This is a genomic window from Niallia sp. FSL W8-0954 (assembly GCF_038005605.1).
In the GTDB taxonomy this organism is placed as follows: domain Bacteria; phylum Bacillota; class Bacilli; order Bacillales; family Cytobacillaceae; genus Niallia; species Niallia circulans_A.
Genome location: NZ_JBBOTN010000001.1, coordinates 2,381,632 through 2,407,170, shown reverse-complemented (window position 1 = coordinate 2,407,170; position 25,539 = coordinate 2,381,632). Strand labels below are relative to the sequence as shown.

Annotated in this window: 27 protein-coding genes and 1 pseudogene; 6 read left to right on the top strand and 22 right to left on the bottom strand. The window is 35.2% G+C overall.

Annotated features, from left to right (window positions below):
- Positions 1–13: 13 nt before the first annotated feature.
- The 12 genes from NX902_RS11855 to yneA all read right to left on the bottom strand — a co-directional run bounded on the left by NX902_RS11855 (position 14) and on the right by yneA (position 12,584).
- The gene (locus NX902_RS11855; protein ID WP_163188560.1) at positions 14–1,825 is read right to left on the bottom strand and encodes an ABC transporter ATP-binding protein; all 1,812 of its coding nucleotides are present in this window, start codon (positions 1,823–1,825) and stop codon (positions 14–16) included.
- The gene (locus NX902_RS11850; protein ID WP_249878574.1) at positions 1,818–3,572 is read right to left on the bottom strand and encodes an ABC transporter ATP-binding protein; all 1,755 of its coding nucleotides are present in this window, start codon (positions 3,570–3,572) and stop codon (positions 1,818–1,820) included. The genes NX902_RS11855 and NX902_RS11850 overlap by 8 nt, the downstream gene beginning before the upstream one ends.
- Positions 3,573–4,221: 649 nt before the next feature.
- Positions 4,222–4,368 (bottom strand): hypothetical protein, encoded by a 147-nt coding sequence (locus NX902_RS11845; protein WP_341122871.1) that lies wholly within the window; start codon positions 4,366–4,368, stop codon positions 4,222–4,224.
- Between the two features lie 481 nt (positions 4,369–4,849).
- The gene (locus tag NX902_RS11840) at positions 4,850–5,053 is read right to left on the bottom strand and encodes a hypothetical protein (protein WP_095328500.1); all 204 of its coding nucleotides are present in this window, start codon (positions 5,051–5,053) and stop codon (positions 4,850–4,852) included.
- 19 nt (positions 5,054–5,072) lie between these two features.
- The gene (locus NX902_RS11835; RefSeq protein ID WP_341160740.1) at positions 5,073–5,666 is read right to left on the bottom strand and encodes a hypothetical protein; all 594 of its coding nucleotides are present in this window, start codon (positions 5,664–5,666) and stop codon (positions 5,073–5,075) included.
- Positions 5,667–6,220: 554 nt separating this feature from the next.
- Positions 6,221–7,569, bottom strand: a protein-coding gene (locus NX902_RS11830) for an IS1182 family transposase (protein WP_163188552.1) whose coding sequence is annotated in 2 segments (ribosomal slippage) — positions 6,221–7,005 and positions 7,005–7,569 — 1,350 coding nt in all. Because the reading frame shifts where the segments join, the coding sequence is not laid out codon by codon here.
- A gap of 458 nt (positions 7,570–8,027) precedes the next feature.
- The gene (locus NX902_RS11825; protein WP_016205025.1) at positions 8,028–8,246 is read right to left on the bottom strand and encodes a YneF family protein; all 219 of its coding nucleotides are present in this window, start codon (positions 8,244–8,246) and stop codon (positions 8,028–8,030) included.
- Positions 8,247–8,332: 86 nt separating this feature from the next.
- Positions 8,333–8,773, bottom strand: coding sequence for a sporulation inhibitor of replication protein SirA (gene sirA / locus NX902_RS11820; RefSeq protein WP_095328497.1), 441 nt, complete (start codon positions 8,771–8,773; stop codon positions 8,333–8,335).
- 184 nt (positions 8,774–8,957) lie between these two features.
- On the bottom strand, positions 8,958–10,964 hold the full coding sequence (gene tkt, locus NX902_RS11815; RefSeq protein WP_095328496.1) for a transketolase: 2,007 nt from the start codon (positions 10,962–10,964) through the stop codon (positions 8,958–8,960).
- Between the two features lie 184 nt (positions 10,965–11,148).
- On the bottom strand, positions 11,149–11,382 hold the full coding sequence (locus tag NX902_RS11810) for a DUF896 domain-containing protein (protein ID WP_047944818.1): 234 nt from the start codon (positions 11,380–11,382) through the stop codon (positions 11,149–11,151).
- Between the two features lie 205 nt (positions 11,383–11,587).
- Positions 11,588–12,250 carry a YneB family resolvase-like protein gene (locus NX902_RS11805; protein WP_123257631.1) on the bottom strand — a complete coding sequence of 221 codons (663 nt, stop codon included), beginning with the start codon at positions 12,248–12,250 and terminating at the stop codon, positions 11,588–11,590.
- A 22-nt stretch (positions 12,251–12,272) separates the two neighbouring features.
- Positions 12,273–12,584, bottom strand: coding sequence for a cell division suppressor protein YneA (yneA, locus tag NX902_RS11800; RefSeq protein WP_095328494.1), 312 nt, complete (start codon positions 12,582–12,584; stop codon positions 12,273–12,275).
- A 155-nt stretch (positions 12,585–12,739) separates the two neighbouring features.
- On the opposite strand from yneA, the gene lexA reads away from it, so the two are divergent.
- A complete protein-coding gene (gene lexA / locus NX902_RS11795) occupies positions 12,740–13,360 on the top strand; it encodes a transcriptional repressor LexA (RefSeq protein ID WP_047944821.1) in 621 nt (206 codons plus the stop codon).
- A gap of 312 nt (positions 13,361–13,672) precedes the next feature.
- Here the strand turns inward: lexA and ltrA are convergent.
- From ltrA to NX902_RS11780, 3 genes and pseudogenes are all read right to left on the bottom strand, one after another.
- A pseudogene (ltrA, locus tag NX902_RS11790) lies at positions 13,673–14,934 on the bottom strand (group II intron reverse transcriptase/maturase).
- Between the two features lie 788 nt (positions 14,935–15,722).
- Positions 15,723–16,193 (bottom strand): YbaK/EbsC family protein, encoded by a 471-nt coding sequence (locus NX902_RS11785; RefSeq protein WP_095328491.1) that lies wholly within the window; start codon positions 16,191–16,193, stop codon positions 15,723–15,725.
- A 161-nt stretch (positions 16,194–16,354) separates the two neighbouring features.
- Positions 16,355–16,483 carry a hypothetical protein gene (locus tag NX902_RS11780; RefSeq protein WP_268877100.1) on the bottom strand — a complete coding sequence of 43 codons (129 nt, stop codon included), beginning with the start codon at positions 16,481–16,483 and terminating at the stop codon, positions 16,355–16,357.
- Between the two features lie 146 nt (positions 16,484–16,629).
- Here NX902_RS11780 and NX902_RS11775 point away from each other — a divergent pair, with 146 nt between their 5' ends.
- Positions 16,630–17,193 (top strand): CBO0543 family protein, encoded by a 564-nt coding sequence (locus NX902_RS11775; protein WP_095328490.1) that lies wholly within the window; start codon positions 16,630–16,632, stop codon positions 17,191–17,193.
- 79 nt (positions 17,194–17,272) lie between these two features.
- Positions 17,273–17,419, top strand: a complete 147-nt coding sequence (locus tag NX902_RS11770; RefSeq protein WP_095328489.1) for a DUF4021 domain-containing protein — start codon at positions 17,273–17,275, stop codon at positions 17,417–17,419.
- A 49-nt stretch (positions 17,420–17,468) separates the two neighbouring features.
- Here NX902_RS11770 and NX902_RS11765 read toward each other — a convergent pair whose 3' ends face one another.
- From NX902_RS11765 to NX902_RS11740, 6 genes are all read right to left on the bottom strand, one after another.
- Positions 17,469–17,945 carry a (2Fe-2S)-binding protein gene (locus tag NX902_RS11765; protein ID WP_163188587.1) on the bottom strand — a complete coding sequence of 159 codons (477 nt, stop codon included), beginning with the start codon at positions 17,943–17,945 and terminating at the stop codon, positions 17,469–17,471.
- Positions 17,945–18,769, bottom strand: coding sequence for an FAD binding domain-containing protein (locus NX902_RS11760; RefSeq protein WP_341160739.1), 825 nt, complete (start codon positions 18,767–18,769; stop codon positions 17,945–17,947). The genes NX902_RS11765 and NX902_RS11760 overlap by 1 nt, the downstream gene beginning before the upstream one ends.
- Complete coding sequence (locus tag NX902_RS11755) at positions 18,759–21,086, bottom strand: molybdopterin cofactor-binding domain-containing protein (protein WP_163188589.1); 2,328 nt, start codon at positions 21,084–21,086, stop codon at positions 18,759–18,761. Before NX902_RS11755 ends, NX902_RS11760 begins: the two co-directional genes overlap by 11 nt.
- Positions 21,087–21,664: 578 nt before the next feature.
- Positions 21,665–22,189: a YfiT family bacillithiol transferase gene (locus NX902_RS11750; RefSeq protein ID WP_095328486.1), complete on the bottom strand. Its 525-nt coding sequence runs from the start codon at positions 22,187–22,189 to the stop codon at positions 21,665–21,667.
- A 44-nt stretch (positions 22,190–22,233) separates the two neighbouring features.
- Positions 22,234–23,076, bottom strand: a complete 843-nt coding sequence (locus NX902_RS11745; RefSeq protein WP_341160738.1) for a GNAT family N-acetyltransferase — start codon at positions 23,074–23,076, stop codon at positions 22,234–22,236.
- Positions 23,077–23,119: 43 nt separating this feature from the next.
- Complete coding sequence (locus NX902_RS11740) at positions 23,120–23,701, bottom strand: LOG family protein (RefSeq protein WP_095328484.1); 582 nt, start codon at positions 23,699–23,701, stop codon at positions 23,120–23,122.
- A 300-nt stretch (positions 23,702–24,001) separates the two neighbouring features.
- On the opposite strand from NX902_RS11740, the gene NX902_RS11735 reads away from it, so the two are divergent.
- The 3 genes from NX902_RS11735 (at position 24,002) to NX902_RS11725 (ending at position 24,779) form a co-directional block, all read left to right on the top strand.
- A complete protein-coding gene (locus NX902_RS11735) occupies positions 24,002–24,160 on the top strand; it encodes a hypothetical protein (RefSeq protein ID WP_164463630.1) in 159 nt (52 codons plus the stop codon).
- Between the two features lie 197 nt (positions 24,161–24,357).
- Positions 24,358–24,459 carry a YjcZ family sporulation protein gene (locus NX902_RS11730; RefSeq protein WP_095328483.1) on the top strand — a complete coding sequence of 34 codons (102 nt, stop codon included), beginning with the start codon at positions 24,358–24,360 and terminating at the stop codon, positions 24,457–24,459.
- Between the two features lie 209 nt (positions 24,460–24,668).
- A complete protein-coding gene (locus NX902_RS11725; RefSeq protein ID WP_095328482.1) occupies positions 24,669–24,779 on the top strand; it encodes a YjcZ family sporulation protein in 111 nt (36 codons plus the stop codon).
- Positions 24,780–24,898: 119 nt separating this feature from the next.
- On the opposite strand, the gene NX902_RS11720 is transcribed toward NX902_RS11725, so the two are convergent.
- Complete coding sequence (locus NX902_RS11720; protein ID WP_095328481.1) at positions 24,899–25,210, bottom strand: spore coat protein; 312 nt, start codon at positions 25,208–25,210, stop codon at positions 24,899–24,901.
- Between the last annotated feature and the right edge of the window lie 329 nt (positions 25,211–25,539).

The following is a 25,539-nucleotide window of genomic DNA, read 5'->3' as shown; positions in this document are numbered from 1 at the left end:
TTAAATCACCTTTCTATGTGAGTTCCACTTTATGCTCTACTGTCTCTTCAATAGAATCGGCAGCTCCATTTTGTAGTAGATACATTTTATAATACAATCCTTTTTGTTGCAGAAGTTGTTGATGGTTACCCTTTTCCACAATGTTTCCTTTGTGAAGCACTAAGATTAAATCTGCATCTTGAATGGTAGAAAGGCGATGAGCGATGGCGATGGTTGTTCTGCCTTTACGCATTTTCGATAATGCTAGTTGAATAGCTTCTTCCGTTTCTGTATCAATATTGGCTGTTGCTTCATCCAATATTAGTACTTTCGGATTTGTCAAAATGGTTCTCGCAAATGCAATAAGCTGGCGCTGTCCACTTGAAAAAGCAGAACCTCTTTCTACCACTTTATGATTATATTGATCTTCTAGCTTTTCAATGAATTGATTAGCTTGCACAAACTTAGCTGCTTCGATAACTTCTTTCTCCGTTACTTCCTTATTATATAAACGAATATTATCTGTTACTGTTCCATAAAATAGGAATGGATCTTGAAGTACTAACCCCATTTTTTCCCGAAGTTCTCTTTTACTGAAAGACTTTAATGATTTGCCGTCAATCAGAATTTCCCCTTTTCCAAAATCGTAAAACCGCATAAGTAGATTGACAATAGAACTTTTTCCACTTCCTGTATGTCCTACTAATGCAACAGTTTCCCCTTCATTAGCCGTAAATGAGATGTTTTTCAACACATCTTGTTTCCCATCATAAGAAAAAGTGACATCCTTGAATTCAATCACACCATTCTCAATTTTACTTTTGCTATCAGCAACTAAAGATGGCTCTATATCTTCTTCATCTAATACGGTAAATACGCGAAAGGCAGACACAATTGCTTGTTGATAAAGTGATAGGCGCATCATCATATTATTGACTGGCTCAAAAAAACGATCTAAATAACTTACAAAGGCATATAATACCCCAATTTCAATCGGATTGTTAAAAGAAGATATCCCAAAATAGCTTAAAACAAGAATAAGCCCAAGTACGTAAACAAGGTCAATGGCAGGTCTGAGGAGTAACCCTTCTAACTTGATATTACGCATTCCTGCTTGATAGTGCTTAGTATTAATATCATCGAACTCATTTTTCAATCTTCTTTCTTGTCTAAATACTTGGATTATGCTCATTCCTTGTAAAGATTCACTAAGTTTTGCATTTAATTGGCTTAATCGTTCTCTTATATCTTGGTAGAAGCTTGAGCTATATTTCCGATACGTATAAATAATAAATCCTAAGATTGGCAGTAAAATTAAACAAATTGCCCCAAGCTTAACATTCAAAACAAACATAGCAATGATAATACCAAAAATCATAAATCCGCTTTGAATAAAGGTTGCAAGGACACTGACAAACATATCTTTAATTGCTTCCGTATCATTTGTTACTCTCGAAACGATACTTCCAGCGGGTATTTTGTCAAAATAGCGGAGTCCAAGTGTATGAATCTTCGAAAATATATCAACCCGAAGCTGCTGAATAATATATAAAGCAATTTCTTGAAACTTATATAATTGAAAATACATAATTACTACGTTCATGATTTGAATGAAAATATAGGTAATTCCCAAAACAGTTAATGGCTGAACGGCTAAATTTCTTGGTGTTAAATAATCATCTATGAAGACTTTAATTAAATATGGTCCAGCTAATTCTCCCAATGTCGATAAAATTAAGAGACAGAATGCAATCATTACCGCTTTTTTATGTGGTTTTATATAACCTAGTAATCGAAATAATACTTTTCTTTGCTGTTCACTTGTGAGTTTAATAGTTTTATCCATTTGTATCCCCCATGCTTACCATTACTTCTAAAGCCTGGCGATGGTACATTTCTTTATACCAGCCGCTTTCCTTCACAAGCTGTTGATGGTTCCCACTTTGAATAATTGCCCCTTCATCTAGTACGATAATAAGGTCGGCATGTTCAATAGCGCTTAATCGATGGGAAGTGATAATCGTTGTTTTACCTTCCCTATTTTCCTTTAGAGCTGTCAGAATACTTTCTTCCGTTTTTGCATCGACTGCTGATAAAGAATCATCTAAGATAAGTATTTCCGGATTCATCAGGAGTGCTCTCGCGATTGAAATGCGTTGTTTCTGCCCCCCTGATAAAGATACTCCTCTTTCGCCAACTACTGTATTATAACCATCTGTGAATCCAAGAATATCATCATGAATATTTGCTAATACAGCGGCCTTATGAATTTCTTCCTCTGAAGTATTGGGATTAGTAAAAGCAATATTATCTCGGATGCTGGCAGAAAACAGAAAATGTTCCTGTGGTACATATCCAATGGATACTCTCAATGCATCTAAACCCATTTCCTTTATTTCTGTTCCATTAATCATAATTTTTCCATCATAATGGTCATATTCTCTAAATAACAATTTTAAAAGCGTCGTTTTTCCAGCTCCTGTTTTGCCGACAATCCCTAGAGTCTGCCCTCTTTTCAAACAAAAGTGAATATTTTTCAGAACATCAATTTTATGGTTATAAGAGAAAGATTTTAAATCATACACAATATCCCCCGCTGGCGGTGTTGTAATAGCTGCGGGCTTATTGATAATATCTACCTTAGTTTCCATTAATGCCGTAACACGGTCATATGAAGCTCTCCCTCTCTCCATAATATTAAAGAGCCATCCAAATGCCAGCATTGGCCAAATTAACAGTCCTAAATAAGTAGTAAAAGAAACGAGCTGTCCTAAACTAAGTTCTCCATTAATAACATACCGTGACCCAAATACAATTGCTAAAAAGAAAGAAATACTGACAATAATGGATATAGTAGGGTCATATAGAGCATCTACACGAGCTACTTTAATATTTTTATCAACTACATCAAGAGATGATCTGCGAAAGTCTTCAACATCTTCTCTTTCTTGGCCAAATGTTTTTAATACTTTCATTCCAGAAATACTTTCTTGCGTTTTATCATTTAACGATGAAAAAGCAGCCTGAGCTTGATGAAAGTACTTATGTATTAAAGAACCATAATAGCTTGTTAATATCGCCATTAATGGCATTGGCAATAAACAAATAAGGGTAAGCTTCCAGCTAATTGTTGTAGCCATTGCAATAATAACAAAGCCACCTGTTGCTAAAGAATCTACTAAAGTGAGCACCCCTTGCCCTGCTGTCTGTTGAATCGCCTGTATATCATTTGTTGCATGTGCCATTAAATCTCCAGTACGATTTCGCTGATAGAAGGACTGAGACATTTTTGTAAAATGACTATACAGCTGATTTCTCAATAATCTCCCTAACTTTACAGCGGACCCGAATATCAGTACTCGCCAATAATAACGAAGTACATACATTGCTAATGCCGAAACAACTAAAACGCCTGTCCACTGTAATAAATTGCTCCAATTTAATGTTTTTCCTTGAATATGATCAACGACTATACCAACTATTTTCGGAGGAATCAATTGAAGGATAGCAACTAAAATCAACAGAAAAACCCCTCCAAGATAAGCTTTCTTCTCCTGGATAAAATACCATTTTAAATTTAAAAAAACTTTCAACCCATACACACCTCTTATCTGTTGGCAACTAAATATGTAAAAATACCCTTCACTAGTTTAGCAAAATATTTAGGAACTGGAAAGAAATTTTATTATATTTTCAAAATATTTAATAGAGTGGAAATATTAGTTTTTCTTCCTATAATTAAAGAGGATTCCTAGAACGAATACTGTTCTTTTGCTTGAATGGCTGTTTGTCTTATTATTCTCCTCCTTCCTTTATAACCGAATGTACGTTCGTATACATCTTAAGTTTAATATTGTCATAAGTTATCTGTCAACTAAAACAGAAGTGTCGTTTGATTATTTTAAAACAAATGTAATTCTGACAAAAATAAAACCGAACAATGACAAAATTTTTGTGATTGTTCGGCTTTTTTAGTCACTAAAAAAATGTAATATCCAGCTGCTATAGAGCAAGGCTGTCTTCATAAAGTATCTTTCACATGATTGTCGAATCTATTGAACCTTTTGTCATATCTTGCGGTTTCCGGGGAAATGATGAGTTGATTTCCATTATGTCTTGTCGTCCTCTGCCTTGAAATTTTGTCTTCTTTTTATTGAAAATTATTATCAAAATACAAATAAACCACTTTTTTCATATTTAATCTGAAAAAAGTGGTTTAGAAATTCTGATGAGAATTACCATTTATTTATAAATAATGACAGAATCCTCTCTTATCAAAACAGAAAAATAGGTTTTACTGAATGCTTGTCCTATTATTTCCCTTGTTGTTTGTTCATTGCTGTCATCATTTGATTGATTTTCTTTTGAGAAGGTTTCATAAAAAATCAATTTTAATCGGTATAAATGTTAATTTATCAATGTTAATTTATCAAGGTTTTATTATCTATTCAATTCTACTAATCTATTATGAATAAATAAACCACGATTAATATAGCTTGTCCATAGATAAAGTAAAAAACCAACTAACTTTTATTTATTTTTCATTTTAACATGAAATAGACGGTATTATGATTTTGACAACACCGTCAGAGTATTATTCAATCTCAAACCAACAACAAAATTGTGGTCATTGTTAAAAACTACTTCCTATATCTTTCAATATAATCTCTCCTTTTAAGTAACCCCAATACAAAATTGAATCTGTATGATTTCTAATAGTTACTTTTATAATTATAAGTTGACATCTTCTTCCATTTGTTAGGTTTCCATATTAATATTTAAAACAGACTTTATCCTTAGTTTTTTTTACGTTATTTCATATAAAAATTAACTATATTTATAGAATTTGAAGAATAATTTGGTTCCTTAACTAAGATTCATTCTCTTTTTTAGTCCATTTTTTTATAATTCCATGATATACACTTAGGATAAAGTAGTATATACAAAGAATAATTGCTACTTCAGATGGAGTACTATGATAAGGTCTATCATCAAATATCCCATATAGTAAAAATACAGTAAAGAATATAACAGGATAAACGATAAAAGAATAAACAAAATTCTTTATAAACATTCTAACCTCCTCAGTCCTTTTATTTCAAATGTTGATATTTAGCTACACATTGCGTGTGATAATATACTAGAGTAACAGCCATTGATAGCGCATTATTTTTAACGCCCATTTTTAATAATCTTTTGGCTATCTTTTTATAATTTCCATCCTTAACATATTGAATCAAAGTTGTAATAGCTGCAATTGATAAAGTATCCCTATAATTATCCTTTATTTTCTTACGAATACAAGCATCAATTTTATCTCGCTTATTTTGACTTGGATACCAAGAAGGGGTTCTATTAATTGAAAACGTACTAATTAAATCTGAATATTTTGTAACTTCTTCATTAGATATATCTAAACTCTCTTCCTTTAGTTGCTCAATATTTTCATCCATTCCAAATGTCTCATCATACTTTTCAAAATTAATATTCACAATATTTCCATCATCATCTAATTTTACTACTTCTTCAAATACAAATTCTAATTCTTTAGCTAGTTTGTTGATTTCTTCTTCACTAACTTCTATGTCTTCGTTTTCTTCAGCTAGTGTTACTTTTGGAGTAAGAACTGATAAAAATAAAGTGAAACACAAGAAAAATACACCGAATCTTTTTACTTTCATATACATATTCTTAAACCTCCTAAGTTAATATATTACTAGTATATAATAAATTAGGTTTTTTTTTGGTAATTCAAAACTTTTTTTTCAAAATTTTATAACATTTTTACTAACGCTGTATATATTTACTATTTTATATGTACGTTATTCTCCCATTATTACTTTTAGCTTGTATTTAGATGGTACATTTTGGGTGTTTTGTTAACGAATAGTTATGCGAATGGTAAAGTGTATTATTGGACTGTGTGTACAATATACTTTGTCCACACAAATATTTTTTTAGGAGTAAATCAATTGGTTAGGTAGAGACAAATTATACGAATTATTACGGTACATAGATTTGATAAATGATTGATGGCTGTCGAAAAAGATTTCTATGAGTAGTTATATAGTGATAATAAAAAGAAGAATTTATATGTATTTAAACTAAAAGGACTTGTAAGAGTCCTCAGCTTGTGGAGAAAGCCACTATATTTTCTTCCACAAGCTTTTTAATTTGGTTTATTATTTATTTTTTTCACTGCCTTCCATCATTTTTATGTAAAAAACAAGGATCGTCACAATTACCCTAGCTTGGCTAGGTGCATGGCGATCTTTTTCATATTCTGACACGCTGCGGTGAGTAACACTTGCTCACTCGCGTTGTGCAAGCCCCGTAACCGGCAATAGCGAAGCCCATGCAGTTCTTTTGAATCTGCGAAGCTTCGCTCGACTTTCTCTTTTCTAAGTTTATAAAGCATTTTTCCGGAAAGGGAGAGTCTGTTTAGGCGTACCTTCTCCTTGAAGTCTTCCCACACATGGCGTGTTATGACCTTTTGTTTGTTCTTTGACCTTGTGCACTCCTTCAGGAGTGGGCATTCCGAACATTTTTTAGCATCCGACTTATATTCTCTATATCCTTCTCTTGTTGTAGTGCGATAAACTAACTCCTGGCCATTCGGACAAACATAGACATCCTTTTCTTTGTCATAAGTAAACTTCCACTTTGGGAAAAGTCCTTTTGTGGGCTGAAATCTTCGGTGGGCAATGACGCCAAAAATACTTCTGTCGTGAAGACCTTTACAAATGGGATTCGTTAAATAACCTGAGTCTATTGCTACAGCTTCCACTTTAAATCTAAATCGTTCAATCTGGCGATCCAATCTAGAAAGGTAAGGGACAGAGTCATGGACATTTCCAGGAGTAACATAGGCATCAGTTATAATATTAAACTTCATATCCGTTGTTCGGTGGTCAAGGTAACAGAACATTTCCTGCTTGTTATCCCTGGACATAAAGCCACAATCCGGATCGGTTGTACTTTTTCGGATTTCTTTTGTCTCTATCACCTCCTCTCTATCTTTTAGAGCTTTTTTCCGTGGTTTGATCGGTCTTCATCAATAGCTTGATTGAGTTCATCTATGTATTCACGAGTCTCCATTTCTACTTCTTCACGAGTGAACTTGTGCTTATTGTCATTTGCTTTAAGGTGAGTGGAGTCAGTAAATAAAACTCTTCCACCGACCATTTTATGATTGATAGCTTGAAGGACAATTTCATCAAAGATTTCTTGAAAGATGTTTGTATCCTTAAAACGAGTTCGTCGGTTCCAACTGATGGTTGAATGATCCGGAACGGGGTCATGGAGCTTTAAGCCAAGAAACCATCGGTATGCCACGTTCATCTGGACTTCGCGTTCTAATTGTCGCTCTGAGCGGATGCCATAAAAATAACCAATGAACATCATCTTAAATAGCATAATTGGATCCGAAGGACGCCCATTTTTCTCTGAATAGAAGGGACGGACTTTCTCCCCAATAAAAGAAAAATCAATGTACTTATCAACCTTTCTTAAAAGATGATCCTCCGGGACCAAGTCCTCAATAAAAACAAATTCAGCTTCATTTTGTGATTCTTTTTTCGGTTTGAACATACCATCCACCATCCTAGTAATATTGTAAGCCATCTTTCTGTTTCTTTCGTAAATAAGCCTTTAAGTCAAATGTAGTCACACTCTCTAAATCTGTTATTCCTCTGTTAACTTTTAAATACTCGAACAATTGCTTACACTCTTGATTTTTATTTTTAATGGTGGCTCGAGTAAATCCCTTGGACTTGCAGTGATACATATACTCATTCAAAACATCTTCCAAAAACAAAATAAAACCACCTCTCTGCTGAAGTTTTCATACAGATTAGTGGTTTCGAATAGATAATAAGAAAAATCAACCACTTCCATTCAAATTGATAGATGAAAAATTCACTCTACAACCTTGGAATCAGAAAAAAGTGGTTTAGAAATTCTGATGAGAATTACCATTTATTTATAAATAATGACAGAATCCTCTCTTATCAAAACAGAAAAATAGGTTTTACTGAATGCTTGTCCTATTATTTCCCTTGTTGTTTGTTCATTGCTGTCATCATTTGATTGATTTTCTTTTGAGAAGGTTTCATTCCCATTTGCATCATCATCATTTTTAACATTTGTTCATTAATTGGTGGGTTTTTCTTTAAGTAGTTCATCATGTATTTACGCGCAATAAAAAATCCGATAACGATACCGGCGATTAGTGCTACGACAATACTTAACCATGCGTACCAAGGCATATCTTTTTTCCTCCTTCATGTTGTCTATACTTTAGTGTACTAGACCAGATAATATTATACAATATCTGTTACAGAATTTCTCCATTTTAGACAAAATTTCTTTCCTTAATTGGTTTTAACCAGCCAAATCGGCCATTTTCCACATCAATTGCTAAGAAAGAAGGTTCGTATTTCCTTATAATTTCAAAGAAAATGGATTCCGCATCATAGTAACCCTTTGCTTCTATAAATAAAGAATCATCTTTTATCGTTAATGTTGCACTGCTTAAATTTCCGTTTTCAATATAAAAAGTACCATCTTTATATCGGAAGCTCTTGTTTCTTTGTAAAGCGGAGTATAGTTGATTTTCGATCATCCATCTAGAAATAGGAAGCGTAATAAAATCCACTTGTTTTTGCAGGATCTCCTTTAATGGTCCATCGTCTGTTTTAGTATGGTCCGAAAATAAATTGTAAAACAAACGTTCTCTACCATTATAGTGAATAGCGATTTTTTCTTTAATTAAATACAATTGATATCTTCTCATACTGAATCTTCACCAACCTGTCCACTTCTTTTCCTTCTATTATAAAGAAGGATATCTCCAAGATGTGTCTCAAGGTGTTAAAAAAACAGACTTATTTTGTCGAACGAAGAAAATAGGATGGAATGGAAAATGCGATCCCCCCCATTGGTTGGTGAAGAATTCTTTTCCAGCCATCCTTGATGAGTTAACTTTCTAGTAATGATTTTAACCGTTTGACCACATTGGACACTGTAAATCCATATTCCTCTAATACTTTATTTCCTGGCGCAGATGCTCCAAAAGTTTCAATTGAAAGAACATCTCCTTCATCTCCAACATATTTATGCCAGCCGAGAGAACTTCCCATTTCGATTGCTAATCTCTTCTTTACGTTTTTTGGAATAACGGTTTCTTTATACTCTTTTGTTTGCTGTTCAAAACGGTCCCATGCTGGTAAACTGACAACTGAAACATTGATTCCGTCTTTTTCTAATTCTTTTTGTGCATCAACTGCTAAGCCGACTTCTGAACCTGCTGCTATTAATAATGCATCAGGGGTTTCCGTTTTAGAAGGAGATATAATATATCCACCTTTCGATACACCTTCATATGCATTATCTTTTGTCCCTTTAATAGTCGGTAAATTTTGTCTAGTTAAGACTAAAGCAGTTGGCTTATTTGTAGACTCAAGTGCAATTTTCCAAGCAGCAGCTGTTTCGTTACCATCCGCTGGACGAATGACAGAAAGATTAGGCATTGCTCTTAATGAAGCTAATTGCTCAACTGGTTCATGAGTTGGTCCGTCTTCACCTACCGCAATACTATCATGGGTGAAAACATACGTAACAGGTAATCCCATCAAAGCAGCGAGACGGATCGCAGGTCTTAAATAATCAGAGAATACAAAGAAAGTACCCCCAAATATTTTTAATCCTCCATGAAGAGCAATTCCATTCAAAGCTGCACCCATTGCAAATTCTCTAACGCCAAACCATATATTTCTTCCATCAGGCGTTTCAGGAGTAAAATCCTTTCCTCCTTTAATCATTGTATTATTACTTCCTGCTAAATCGGCAGATCCTCCAACTAAAAATGGCAGCTCGCTTGAAATGCTATTAATAACTTCCCCTGAAGAGGCACGACTTGCTAGACTGCTGCCTTCCTCATATACAGGTATTTGATGATCCCAACCTTGTGGTAATGTATCTGCTAGAGCAGTTTTTAATTGCTGAGCTAGTTCCGGAAATTCCTTTTCGTAATTTGCAAAAAGTTCCTTCCATTCCTGTTCTCTTTTCTCACCATTCATAAAGACTTTTTCTTTAAAATGATTATAAACTTCTTCTGGAACATAAAAATCTTCATCAAACGTCCAATTATAAGCTTCCTTCGTTAATTTTAATTCATCTGCACCAAGTGGCGCTCCATGAACTAATGATTTTCCAGCTTTATTTGGTGCGCCAAAACCAATAATCGTTTTCACTTCAATTAATGTAGGCTTTGATTGATCTTTCTTTGCTTCTTCTATTGCTTTTGCAATTTGATCTGTATCATTGCCATCATCGACACGGATATATTGCCATCCATATGCTTTAAATCGCTGTTCTACACTTTCGGAAAACGATTTATCCAAATCACCATCTAAAGAAATATCGTTGGAATCATATAGCACAACTAATTTCCCTAACTGTAAATGTCCAGCTAGAGAAGCCGCTTCTGCAGATACTCCTTCCATTAAGTCCCCATCGCCACAAATACTGTATGTAAAGTGATCGACAATTGGATAATTATTTTTATTATATACACCTGCCAAATGTTTTTCTGCAAGTGCCATACCAACCGCCATCGCAATTCCTTGTCCTAAGGGTCCAGTTGTAGCATCCACTCCTGCGGTATGTCCATACTCTGGATGTCCTGGTGTTTTGCTTCCCCACTGTCTAAACCCCTTTAAATCATCAAGGGATAGATCATAGCCTGATAAATGTAATAAGCTATATAGTAAAGCAGAGCCATGTCCTGCAGATAAAACAAAGCGGTCTCGATTAAACCACTCTGGATTTTTAGGGTTATGATTCATATAAGATGTCCATAACGTATAAGCCATCGGTGCAGCACCCATCGGCATTCCTGGATGGCCTGATTTAGCTTTTTCGATTGTGTCAATAGAAAGTGTTCTAATTGAAGCAATAGATAAATGATCTAATTTTGTATTCAATGTTCAACATCCTCTCATTTCCTTGATTTTAGTAGCCAATATGATTCTTTTTCTATATATGTACACTAGAAAGAAGCACCACTATATAATTTCGACATTTATTTTGTATTTTACCCATAATTTCCTTTAGAAAACATAAAAAACCTTAACATATAAATGTTAAGGTTAGATTTAAAGGAAAAAATCAGTGTAATTTCTTTTTATTTTGAATATCTTTAATCTTTTGAGGTGTTACATCCGTTCCATTTGGATCAAGAATTTTTACATTTTCAATTGTATTTACCATAGTTGAACGAAAATTTTTTAAATAATCTGCGCGTAATTTTGTTTGTTCTTTTGCTTCTTCTAGCGTTAAGCCAGTTTCCTTTTTCTTTTTTGCGAGTTCATTTATACGATCAAGTTTATTTTTAGGATACATATTATACTCCTTTTATTAAAGTTTTCATGGTTGGTGCGATAAGATAACTTGTTTCATCATCTGTCAATAATGCACTAACTGTGTATTTTTATTTTGGCAAAATAAAATAAAAAAGCCCAGTTTACTTGTAACTGGCTTGATGAAATCTATTATAACATAAATAAAAGCAGTTTCCTATTGTAAAGACTGACATGAAGATTTCTCATTACTTTTCTTTTATTTGCTCGATATAATCTTGATATCTCCTATGTATAGTAGCTTTAGAAAAGCTGTATCCTAATCCTTTTAAAGTAGATGTTATTTCGGCAAAAGTTAACCCATTTTGCTTTAATTTCACCACTTCTTCAATAGGAACATCTATCTTCTGCCTTCCTGAATGATCTCCTAAGTTTTTTAAGTTTCTATCAGGGCGATATCCATTTTCTACAGCTCTTCTCATGCCTCTTTTTATCTTTAAATTATGTATCTTTCGCTGATATTCTTCTACAATACTTACAATTTTTAATACCATTTCATCTGCTTCAGAAAGTGTTAGTTCTCCTGATGAAGAAACACTATAAACTTTGACATTTTCCTTTAATATACAATGTAAAATCGCTATTCTAGCATTTCCCCTGCCTAATCTTGTCTCATCTTGGATAAGAATGGACGATATATCCTTTTCCTTTATCCTTGATAAAAGTTCCAGTAATCCTTCTCTATCTAAATCATATCCACTTGCTCTTTCGGAGATGATTTCTTTTACTTCAAAGCCCATTTTACTTGCCAATTGTAATAATTCCTCTTCCTGTCTTTCAAGGGATGTGGTCTGTTCTTCTTTATCTGTACTTACACGACAATAGATAATTGCATTCTTTTCCTTATTCATTACTATTATAATTCCTTTTCTATTATTCTGATGCTAACATTAGTTGATGATCCTCTTCACGTACTGGGATAAGTATTTCTTTTCCTGCCGAAATATTATTTGCAGAGATATTATTTTGTTGTTCTACCCATTTAATAAATTGCTTTTTTGACATATTATAAGAGCCTGCATATTCATTAGATATTTCCCAGACAGTTTCCCCATTTTTCACGGTAACCGATAAATATTTGCTAGAATCTGCTTCACCTGTATTAACTACAATTATTATACACGCTATAAAACCACAAATTAAAAGAATAATAGTATATGAATATTTTTCCCACAATTTAGACATCTATAATTCCACCTTTTTTAGAATGTATGTTCGTTTATGTTTTTAGTTTAATACGAACAAACGTTTCCTGTCAACAATAAAATAGAACTTATGTTTGTATCCTGTTCTTAAACATGCTATAATTAATGCAAGAATAAAATAACGAGGTGCATATAATGCAGAAGCTTTCAAAGAGGCAATTAGACATACTAGAATACATAAAAGAAGAAGTAAAGCTAAAAGGATATCCACCTTCTGTTCGTGAAATTGCAGAAGCGGTTGGTCTTGCATCGAGTTCTACGGTACATGGCCACTTGGCAAGGTTAGAAAGTAAAGGGTTAATTCGTCGTGATCCAACGAAACCTAGAGCAATTGAAATTTTGGATTTAGAAGAAAGCAATATACCAAAATATAATATTATTAATGTGCCTGTTGTCGGTAAGGTAACAGCGGGTATGCCTATTACGGCAATTGAAAATGTAGAAGAATATTTTCCACTGCCTGAAAGACTAGCACCAAGTGATGAACAAATTTTCATGCTTGAAGTAATGGGAGAAAGTATGATTGAAGCTGGGATCTTAGATGGTGATTATGTTATTGTGAGACAGCAGCATTCAGCAAATAATGGAGATATAGTGGTGGCAATGACAGAGGAAGATGAAGCTACTGTTAAAAGATTCTTTAAAGAACGCGATTTTATCCGCCTTCAGCCAGAGAATAGCACCATGGAACCGATTATCCTACGAAATGTAAGTATTCTTGGAAAAGTAATTGGTGTATATCGTCATATTCAATAATATTTAATAGTAGAATAAGAGGCAGGAAATAGAGAAGCTTGTTGACAAAAGGAATTTAGGAAATGCAAATGGAATTATTATGCATTGATTGGAGTGAAAGGGGTGAGACTCCTGTGGGATCTGCGAGACAGTCTGAGACCCTGCAGGCCTTTAGGCCGAAGCGGCTCAGCGCGAGCCCCACGGAAAGCGAACCCCTGCAACGGAAATCAACTCTTATTTAAAAGAATGTATATGTATAATCGAGTAGGAGGGAGTGATTAACTCCCGACCTCTCATACCACCGTACGTACGGTTCCGTATACGGCGGTTCAATTAAGATGAATAACGCAAAGTTTCGTAACGAACTTGCAGACTTTTCAGCCCTTGGCTTTCCCAATAGGAATTGCCGAGGGTTCTGTGTAATATGGGGCTTTTAGAAATGCGCCAGTACCCTTTTCGGGTGTTTCCCCACTCGTATGCTTTTCCAAAAGGAACTTTCAACCGAGTAAGATTTCTGACTCTTGTTTGAGGTTTCTTCCAATTCTTCCATAGACACATCCTTAATCTTCTTTTAATCCAGCTATCTAGTGATTTGAATGTGGAACTTGTATCTGCTAATCCAAAATAACCACACCACCCCATTAGATATTGGTTTAACATCTTGATTCTGTATTCCATGGAGTATGGCATCTTTCTTGAGGTAATCTCTCGTATTTTCTTTTTCATTCGAACTAGACTTGTTTTCGCAAGACGAACCTTTGGTTCTTTGTGACTCGTGAAACTAAAACCTAAGAACTTCCGGTTCCAAGGACGGTCTACCGCTGATTTCTTTTCGTTTACTTTTAAACGAGTTTTCCCTCAATAAATCTTTGTACACTCGCCATTACTCTTAGACCCGCACGTTCTGTTTTCACATAAATATTGCAATCATCTGCGTATCGAACGAATTTATGTCCACGTTCCTCCAACTCTTTATCGAGTTCATCTAGAACTATGTTTGAAAGTAAGGGACTTAAAGGTCCACCTTGTGGTGTTCCTTCTTCTATACTTGAAATCACTCCATTTATCATGACACCAGCTTGGAGATATTTACGAATAAGTTTTAATAAAGATTTATCTGAAATTCGTTTCGCTAATGTTGCCATTAGTCGGTCATGATTGACCTTATCGAAGAATTTCTCTAAATCCATATCAATCACCCATCGATAACCTTCCTTTAAATAACCCTTTGCTTTCCGAATAGCGTCATGGGCACTCCGATTTGGACGGAATCCATAACTGTGGTCCGAAAATGTTTTGTCATATTCCTTTGATAAAATCTGCGAGATAGCTTGTTGAATAAAACGATCTGTCACGGTTGGGATACCTAGTAAACGCACACCACCATCTGGTTTCGGGATTTCGACTCGACGTACTGGTTGTGGTTCATAGGTTCCATTCAAAATCTGCGATTTAATGGTTTCCCAATTTTCGAGGATGTGCTGTCGTAAGGTTTGTACGGGCATCATGTCTACTCCATGGCTTCCTTTATTCGCTTCCACTCGCTTTAGCGCTTGTATCATATTTTGCCGTTCAAGAATTTGATTCAACATCACCATTTCGTTCCTTTCCGTGATTAGCTTATCTTATTATGCCCATCTGAACTCCACCCTCCGCAAATACCCTCGTGGGATTCACCACTACTTTCTAAGCGTGAGGTTTCTCTGTTTTCTGTGCTATTTCATTCTAGATGGAAAGCCAAGGGCTAATCTCTCTTAATTGTTCAGTCCTTCCGACTGGTTCTAGACCCAATCGTACTATGACCTCTGCTGACTTCTGATGATTCAGCTACTTGTCACCAAGTAGGTTATGAAGGGTACTTCACGTTTCCATCAGACCTCCCCGGGTAAGCACATGCACTTTCACACCATCTATCCGCCTCATTTACTAGGTATGACCTTCGACAGAAAGGACTTTGTTTTGTGTTGCAAACTCATCCAGTCGTAACTAGCCTTGTATGAGATTCGTGTTCCTCGGACCGGTGTTTTGCCTCCAGCTTCCTTCAGATTCCGCGTCACCACGGACACCCTAGCTCTTGGCTAACCTCTACTTCTGTCTTCGGGGTTCGGGACTCGCACCCTATAGTTCATGTGCATGCCGGGCGCACAACTAAGACAAACTCCTAATTACCGAATTAGGAGTTTGTCGACAGTCTGAGAGAAGCTTATCACATAGTGATAAGCTTCTCTCACGATGCAGTCCCCTTTAAAGCTACTAAATTATTCTCATATTAATAAAGTCCATAAGTTCCTATATATATATTGCACAATTACCTATTTGGCTAATATAAAAAAGAGCTGATGATTATTTTTCTAATTAATGCTCAAACAATTTCTTTTTTGTATCACTCCCAACCCTTACATACATCCACCCATTCCTCTACATTTCCGTATATATAAAGTTCTTCATTGGTTAATTCAATAGCTGAATTGCTACTGCCGCAAGCCGGAAAGACCGTATTAAATCGCTTCAATGATTCATCCATGTAGACAGGTAAATCTTCCGTTAATCCAAAAGGACAAACACCGCCTATAGCATGACCAGTTTTCTCTAAAACTTCTTCTGGTGAAAGCATCCTTGGTTTTTCCGAAAAAGCTTGTTTGAATTTTTTATTATCAATTTTAGCATCACCTGCTGTAACAATTAATATCGCATTATTATCCTTACGAAATGACAATGTCTTCGCTATCCTTTGTGGTTCTACCCCTAAAGTTTCAGCTGCCTCCAAAACCGTTGCACTAGAAGTTGTAAATAGTCGTATATCTTTCTCTTTATTCCATTTACTTAGATATGCTTGTACATTTTCTAACGACAATGACGGACCCCCTTTAGAATTTTCATAATATTTTAAATATATCACTTAACAGATCTCAGCTCAAATACTTTTTCCTGCACTCCATTACGCCTAAAAAAAAGTGTCCTCTAACTAACAAAGGACACTTTCTATATTGTGTAGACACAATATAGACAATTGGTTTAGAAAGTAATTAGTTTTTTGAATTCCTTAAACCCAATAATATAGCTTGCTGCAATTAACGCATTAATAAAGAGGATATAAAATAAGCCAATAATATAAACTTTGTATTTTTTCCACTTTTTTTTCATTTGTTGTCCCACCTTTATAACTATTAATATCCTCTTTATTGGTAAATTTATGTATACATAAATTAATACTAATAATAATTTTTTAATCCACTCATACTAATTTTATAAAATCTTCTTCAAATCAAGGATAAAAAGTGGTGACATACATGTTAAGTTTTATCTTACACTATCCTAGCAATATTGAAATCGAACAAGAAAAAGAAAAATTAACTCAACTTTCCATCGATCATTGGCTGCAGCATGACTTTTTGTCGACGAACTGGTGGATTCTATTTCTCGCAACCATTATTCCTTATTTTATTTGGTGGAAACTTGTAGATAAAAATCGTTTTTTTGAAATTTTTTCTTATGGGATGGTGTGTGCCACTTTTTGCATGATCCTTGATGTTATTGGTACTGAGTTTATGCTATGGAGCTATCCAGACAAAATTATCCCCATTATCAGTCCTCTCATTCCTGCTAATTTGGTCATTATTCCGATAACGGCTATGATTGTCTATCAATATTTTACAAATTGGAAACACTTTATGTTAGCGACATTAGGTTGGTCGATTCTATTCTCTTATATTATTGAACCATTATTTATGCTTCGAAAAATGTTTATATTAGGCGAGTATTGGTCCCATACAAGATCTTTTATTGGTTTTATCATACTAGGCGTTATCTTAAAAAGTATTTTTGAAAAGATAAAAAAGGCACTTCCTAATTAACCTTTTCTTTTATATCACATATAATTTTCATTTTTTCACAAACTAACGAAAGTAATAACTTAAAAAGGAGGGAACAAAGATGAAAGATCCTAATGTAAAAAATGCGAACTTTCAAGATCGATTAGGTCTAGATGAAGATGAACAAGAAATGAATGGTTTATACGGCATGGCGGAAACAAAAGAAGAAGATGTGCGTCATAACTCAAATAGTCAATTAAAGCAATAACTAAAAAAGCCCCTGCAGCATACATATTAGACTACAGGGGCATTTAATCTTATATTTTTTTTCTTTCTATCGCTTTTAACATCGCTGTTTCGATCTCTTCATAACTTGTACAGCGACATATATTCGATTCTAGCCATTCTTTTATTTTTTCTTTATCAGGATTCTCTTCATTTAGAAGCAATGCATGGCCGTTCATAATAAACCCAGATGTACAATACCCACATTGGAAAGCAAATTCCTCGATAAATGTTTGTTGAAGAGGACTATTCTCTAATCCTTCTATAGTTATTACTTCCTTTCCAACAGCTTCTATTGCAAGCATTAAACACGATTTCATCGCCATTTGATCAACCATAATGGTACATGCGCCACAATCTCCATTGAAACAGCCAGGCTTAGATCCTGTTAAAAATAAATCTTCCCTTAATACTGCTAGTAGGGTTTGATATGGAGGAATGACTACTAAATGATTTTCCCCGTTGACACGTAACTTCATCGTCAGCAAATTAGGTTCTTTTTCGACCATTAATCTCCCTCCAGTCGTGCTATTACTTTTTCTAAAAGATCTGTAAGCACAAATATACGGTATTCATCTGATCCCTCGACATCATTTAAAATGGGCCCAGGTAATTGATTTACGATTTGATTGATTCGTTCTTGCCGACTGAGCACTCGATTATTGATTATATTTTCTAATATGAGGGAACGGAACGGATAAGGGCATAAACCACTAAAGGCCATTCGCATTTCACCATCTATTTCTAATGCAGCAATGGTAATTAACGGATAACCGGTTTCCCATTGCTGCCTCACTTTAATGGCAATGTACGCACAAGTTATGTACCTTTTTTCAATAAATGCCTGCACAAATAATTCTCCATCTGGAAGCTGTAATTGCTGATGGAAAACATCATGAATATATTCTGTTCTCAATCCATTTTTGCCAGCAAGCACAAGAATGCTGTCTGTCAAAAGAAAAGGTAAAACAGCCTCTCGATAAAAAATAGCACCGCAAATATTACCACCAACTGTTATTTTATTTCTCGCAGTACGATCGGCAATTTCTTTGCAGACATCTGTTAGTAATGGAAAATGATTATGTTCCTCTATTTCAGTTAGAGTGAGACAGGAACCATAAACAAGATAGTCTTCTGTCAGCTGATGAACAAGGCAAGCTGGAATATCTTTAATATCAATGGCTACATCAATGTTTAACTGTTGAACTCTTTGTAATGTGAGGATTTCTGTGCCACCAACATAATAAGCAGGTTGTCGTTTTTCCGTCTTTGTTTTGGCAAACTGTGCAAATGCTTGACCGATAGTAGATGTCTTCTTAAATTCAAAGTCCATGTACTTCCTCCTTTGTCTGCCGCCAGATGGATTCTGGAGTCAAAGGCAGCCGGACTAATTCATGATTAACTGCTTTTGAAAGTGCATTTGCTATTGCTGCAGGAATACCGATCAAACCATGTTCGCCTGCTCCTCTTGCTCCAAACGGCGCTTCTAAATGAGGTGTTTTTATTATTGCTACCTCATATTTAGGATGTTCGCCAAACCTTAGAGGCCGATAGGTTCGTAATTGCAGATTAAGAATCCTCCCATTCTCATCAAAATAAAAGGCTTCCCTTCCAGCCCAAGCAATGCCCATGCTCATGGCCCCTTTAATTTGTCCCAGTACTCCTTTGTAGTTCAATACCTCGCCAATATCTACAACGGTTATTGCTTTAAGGATTTTGTAGCGAAATGTTTTTATGTCTATCTCTATTTCGACTCCTTGTGCTGCGACTGCCCATTCAGGACCAGGATTCCCTGCACCAGTTTCAGGGTCTAATTTCGTTAATCCAGTAAGTGTATAGCTTCCATTTGCAATAATTTGCCCACCAATAGAATTGCCATTGGGAAAGGTGTAACCATAAACAATATCTTTAAAAGGCACTAATTTTTGCGGATTATCTCGTAAATATACCGTTTCATTAGCAACCTCTATGTCATCTTCTGAAGCCCTTAATACGATTGCTCCCATTTTTTTCAGTTGGCGAATGGCATCATCTGCTGCAGCCATTACTGCTCTACCGGCCATTAACGTACCCCTGCTTGCTACTGTCTTCCAATGCTCTGGTTCTGTTTGTGTATCCACCGTCATTCTTACATGAATTCTCTCCACCTTCATTTGCATCTTCTCTGCTAAAATTTGTGCCAAGACCGTTTTTGTTCCCGTACCTATTTCCACTAAGCCTGACATAAGATTGATGCTCCCATCGGAGTTAAAGGTAATAACGGCACCCGAACTGACACCAGGACCAATAGTTGAATTTTTCCAGCTGCATGCGATTCCTTTTACGCGTACTTTATTAGGAGAAATTTCTTCTAATTGTCCTTTTTCCCATTCCATCATTTCATGTAATCGATCAATGCATTTTTCAACATTTCCAACTTTACTGCTTGTTAACAACACTTGTGTTGGTGTGGTATCACCTGGACGGATTGCATTTATTCTGCGAAACCGAAGAGGATCCATTCTCACTTTTTTTGCCAGCATATCCATTGCTCTTTCAAAAGCAAAATGTACCTCTCCATGACTGAAGCCCCTATATGGAGCAGGATATGGATGATTGGTATATATACATAAAGCATCACACCAAACATTCTCTATTTTATAAGGTCCTGTACAATCAACCGCTCCAGCTGTACTAAGATGTGGAGATTTATCGGCATATGCGCCCCCATCAAATACGTATTTCAGTTTTGCAGCTGTTAGTTTTCCGTCCTCTGTGCAAGCGAGCTGAATGGTTGCTTCTAAACTGATATGTACTGGCGAAACCGCAATATCTTCTTCTCTTGTATTAAATAAACGCACTTTTCGCCCGCCGACTGCTCTTGATGCAATAAAAGCAAAAATTTCAAGCTGTACAGATGCCTTGCCACCATAGCCACCACCAACAAAGGGAGTTTCCACCACAACCTTCCCTGTTTCCACCTTGAAATCCCTGCTGATAATTTTTTTCACCATATAAGGGGCTTGAGAGCTGGTTACAATTCGGACAATCCCGCTTTCGGTAATTTCACAAAGAGCTGCTCTTGTCTCCATTGCGGCATGATCGGATAAAGGAATGGAAAAATGAGATTCTATTTTGACTTCCCCTTCTTGCAAACCTGCCTGAATATCCCCTTTTCTGATCTTAGTATGATTAATAATATTTGTTCCTTCTACAGGGTATATTCCTTCGTCTTTTGTATAATCAAGCATATTTTCATGAAGAAGAGGTGCGTTTTCTTCAAGACCTTGAAGCGGTGAATTTACAATAGGTAGAGGGTCGTATTCAATGCGAATAAGCTGTGCTGCCTTTTTGGCAATAGGAATGGTTTCCGCTACAACAAGCGCAATTACTTCCCCATAATAACGAACTTTATTAACTGCAAGGGCCGGTCGATCAATTACTTCCTCCCCAATTAGAGGAAGATTATCTCCGAGAATTATTGCTCGTACGCCATCTAGCCTTTGTGCTTCTTCTATTTCAATGGAGCGAATATTTGCATGAGCATAAGAGCTTTTCACCATTTCCACATGTAGAGCATCACTAGCGAGATAGTCAGCCGTATACCTTGCTCTCCCTGTCACTTTTTCGAGGGATTCTTTTCGAAAAACACTTTTTCCAATATACGTCACAGTGCCCCTCCTCTTCTATTCCTCGAGATTATTCTAGAATGGATTTTATGAGATTATTCAATTATAAAAAAACTTGGTCAATAATAAACAAATCTCTATATGTATATGAGGATATTTTCAAAAATATAGGTGGTGTAAGCAAAAAAAAGGAAATTTTATGAATGGTTGAGGAAAATCCGTTAACCATTCTCATTGTCTAATGAAGAAAATAAACAAAAAAGAACAGTCTATAAATTTTGTAAAGGTTAATGAGGTAATGGCTACTATATAATAATTAAGTAGCTAGAACAATACAATCCATTACTTTTTTATTCTGAGGAGAATTCCATTATAAATGAAAGGATTAAACGGAGTAACCGGAATACACATAAAAAACAGCGCAACAAGACTGGAGAGCCTGCAATCATAAAGTAATCGCGACTAACCCAATCCTTCTGTATTCCGGCTCCGGTTCAAACCTTCATTATCTTCTCGAAATCTATTTAAGCACAGAGACGAAATTAAATTGTCCTTTTCGGAAAACTATTCAGATTCAAATAATCCCTTGTTTACTGAGAAAGAGCTTTCCTACTATCTTCTTAATCCCACCCCATCTTTTTACATAAATTGATAATGTGAGCAAGATGGTGCCGACCATGCCAGGCATACGTTCCCATTAATAATTCAATCGACTGCTTACCATTTTCAGGATGTAAAAATTCTTTTTTTCTATCATCAGTAAAGAGAATGGAACGGAGTAAATACGTCCATCTTTCATGAAGTGAAGTAAGCAATTGGAGCGAGACAGAAAGAGGCAGTGCAGAATCGGCGAGCTCTGCCCATTGTGCTTCTTCATACGGCTTAATCGTCGGCTCTTTTTCTGTTAAAGTTAATTTTGTTCTGATATAGGCATTCATATGGCTATCTGCTACATGGTGCACCACTTGACGAATTGTCCAGCCGCCATCCCGATATGGAGTATCTAACTGTTCTTCATTTAAAGACACAACTGCTTTTGCTAGTTTATCAGGATATTCCTCCAATTCAGCAAGCCACTGTTGTAAGACTTCTTCGGTAATTTCGCTTTGCCATTCAAATAATCCAATTGGATATTTTTCATCCATATTTTTTATTCCTCCTTATTGACGTTGTAATTTTGAAAAGACCTTCATTTCTCCAAAAATAATAAGATAGAATCGATCTTTGGCTCATATCCAATTTCCATGTAAATCTTATTGGACGTAGGATTTGTTATATCCGTATAAAGACTCGTAGAGGAAAATCCAGAGGATAATAATCGTTGTGTAAGCTCTGCAACACAATTTGATGCATACCCTCTTTTTCGGAATTCCTTTGGTGTATAAACAAAATTTATCGTTATATTATTTTTCGTCGGTCTGCTTGCATTAGCCATGCTGACTACCTGATTATTTACTTCCCAGAACGCTAGCCGATTACTATCAATCAGTTCTTCTGCCCGTTTAGCAGCTTGGTCTATTTCCATAGGCTCATTGATTGAAACTGCGAAATCATAAACCCATTGCTGGGTGATGGCCTGATCGCTTTTATTCGCCCATCTAAAAATACCAGTATGATCTGCCTTTTTCTTTAATTCCTTCAATTGATAAATACGTTGATCCATGCCAAGAACAACTTTTAAGTTGCGTAATGAGGCAATATGAATGGCAAGTTCTTCTACAATTGCTTTCTCTCCAATTAAACCAGGAATATCCGTGATACTTTCATGTACCAACTTGCTAATAAGTGGTAAATCATTAGGCAAAATCCTCTCAAATACTGCGACGATGATTTGTTTTGGATGTGTTTGCAATAACATGAGAACAGGTTGTTCATTATCATATAAGCCAGCCATTACAGGTGGCTTTACATCTTGATTAGCGTTCATTAAAATTCCAAGAGGCAATCCATTTACCGCTTCATCTTTCTCTAGATGAGGAATCATCACGTTCTTGAAATCTTCTAAATCATAAAACTTCTGTACTAGATACATAGCTGTTCTACTCCTATCATGAATAAATTTAAAGGTAAAAAAATTACGATTGACTTACTTCAATGAACGTTTTAATGGCTGGCGGGGTATAAGTAGTGAATTGATCAAGTAATTGTTTTGGATTAGAATCTACTATCGCAATGGAACGGTATTGCTCTTGTAAAAATTCCGCATCCGCCATATGATTAATTAATCCCACAAGAGGATCGTAATAATGATTAATATTCAAAATTCCTAAAGGTTTTTTATGTAATCCAAGCTGTGCCCAAGTAAATATCTCAAAAAATTCTTCCATCGTTCCTGCACCGCCAGGAAGAGTAATAAAGCCATCTGCAAGCTCAGTCATTTTTGCTTTTCGTTCATGCATGGACTTAACAATAATTAACTCACTTAAAGCTGGATGTGCTATCTCTTTTTCTTGCAAAAAGTCTGGAAGCACACCAATTACTTTACCACCAGCTTCCACCACACTGTCTGCAATGGCTCCCATTAAACCTACGCATGATCCACCATATACAAGTTCTAAATTTCTTCTTGCTAATTCCTTCCCTAACGCAATTGCTTCCTCCGTATAGATTGGCGAAGCACCTGTACTTGAACCACAGAACACAGCAATTTTTTTCACCTTGATCCCTCCATTTTAAGAATAGTACACTTTCTATTTACCAACCTGTGTTCAACAATGTTGAAATGGAAAAATTTTCTCCTTCCTATTATTCTAACTGGATTAACGGCTTAAAAGAAGTCTTATTTTCACTAATTCCCTATTATATTTTTATGATTTTCCTAAGATTCATAGCACATAAGAAAACGGGAACCTATTTTTCAAAAAAAAATAATAAAAAATAGGTTTATATTATTTCAAGATTGGGTAATTGAAACAAGAAATCATCTCTAAGTACACCTAATATCAAGGAGGTTTATAATGGAAGAAGGGAAGGTTTTGTATAAAGGCAGAGTGTTCAAAGTTTTATTTTGCTATGATACAGGTTACTGTGAAATTAGGGATATTTATAATGTTTTTAAGGTAGAACTCGTACATAATTCTCAGCTTACACAATTAGAAGATGTCTGCACACAATAGGTTTATTTTTTTGATAAAATGGAACACTTTTCTTTTCAGATATAAAAGTAAGCGCTATCCAGTTATTTTTCCCTAGATCAACTCCTTTTTTAGATTATTGACCATTTTACATATTTAACAATTTTTGATGAACTTGTCCACACCATAGTCGGTCACTTTCATATCATATAGTAAATCTATAGGTGGAGGTGACTGATATGTCTGAATATGGAGGCGGATTTGGAAGTAACTTTGCTTTAATCGTCGTATTATTTATTTTATTAATTATCATCGGTGCATCTTATGTAGGCGGTTATTAATTCATGTAAAGATTACTAAGGTCTCAAGAACAATCATATATGTGATTGTTCTTGAGGCTTTTTTCGTTTTTAGTATATCTAGTCTATTATTTATTAGTTGTAAGCCTTTAATGAAAAAGCCTTTTGTTCTACCTATGGGATTCTTGTCCATTCACTCTTCTACTTGTTTACATAGGATATATTGTAACTAGTAGAAGGAGGTGGCACACATGTCAGATTGTTATGGCGGTGGCGGCGGTTACAGTAGTAACTTCGCTTTAATAGTTGTATTGTTCATTTTATTAATTATCATTGGGGCTTCCTATTTAGGAAGTTATTAATCCGTAAAAAGAAAGCACGGTTTGTGCTTTCTTTTTTTGTCCTTTTTTGAATACAGATCCTCGCTTATACAAAAAAGGGCACCTATATATATTTAAACAGGTGCCCTTTCCTACTTGCATTAGAAGAATCTTCTTCTTGGTCTACAGTTATTTGAGTTATTAATGTCAGCTCCACAATCAAAATCTTCCACTACTGTTTCGTTTACTTGTCTTTCTGTTACAGGGAAAAAGTTTTCATTACGAACTACAGTTCTGTTTACATTGATGATTTCTGTTGGATGAATATTACGGATTCTGCGTTCATTTGTTGTTGTACGAACAACTGTTTTAGTTGGATGGATGATATCTTCTACTGGGGAAACACGATTAGAACATTTATTGCAATGTTTGTTATTACCTGAACCACCTACATTATTATTATGACGACCCATTCTCTTTCGCTCCTTTCAAATTTTGAATTTCACTTACAATATATATTATGTAAGGAAACAATGCTTGTCCGAGCTTTTATACTATTCTTTGTCAAAATATGCAGAACTACTAAGAGAAAAGTCTATTAATAGAAACGCGGATAATATGTCTAGTAAATATAGATGATTTTAATAAAGCTAAACACAAGGAAATCGGAGCATTTTATAATACCAGCAAACGATCTACAGCTAATGATTCACTAATTAGAACAAAAGCTTATAGATTCACAATCTAATATGATAGATTCCCCTTTTTTAGAAAGAACCCTACAAGTCTGAAATATCTATAC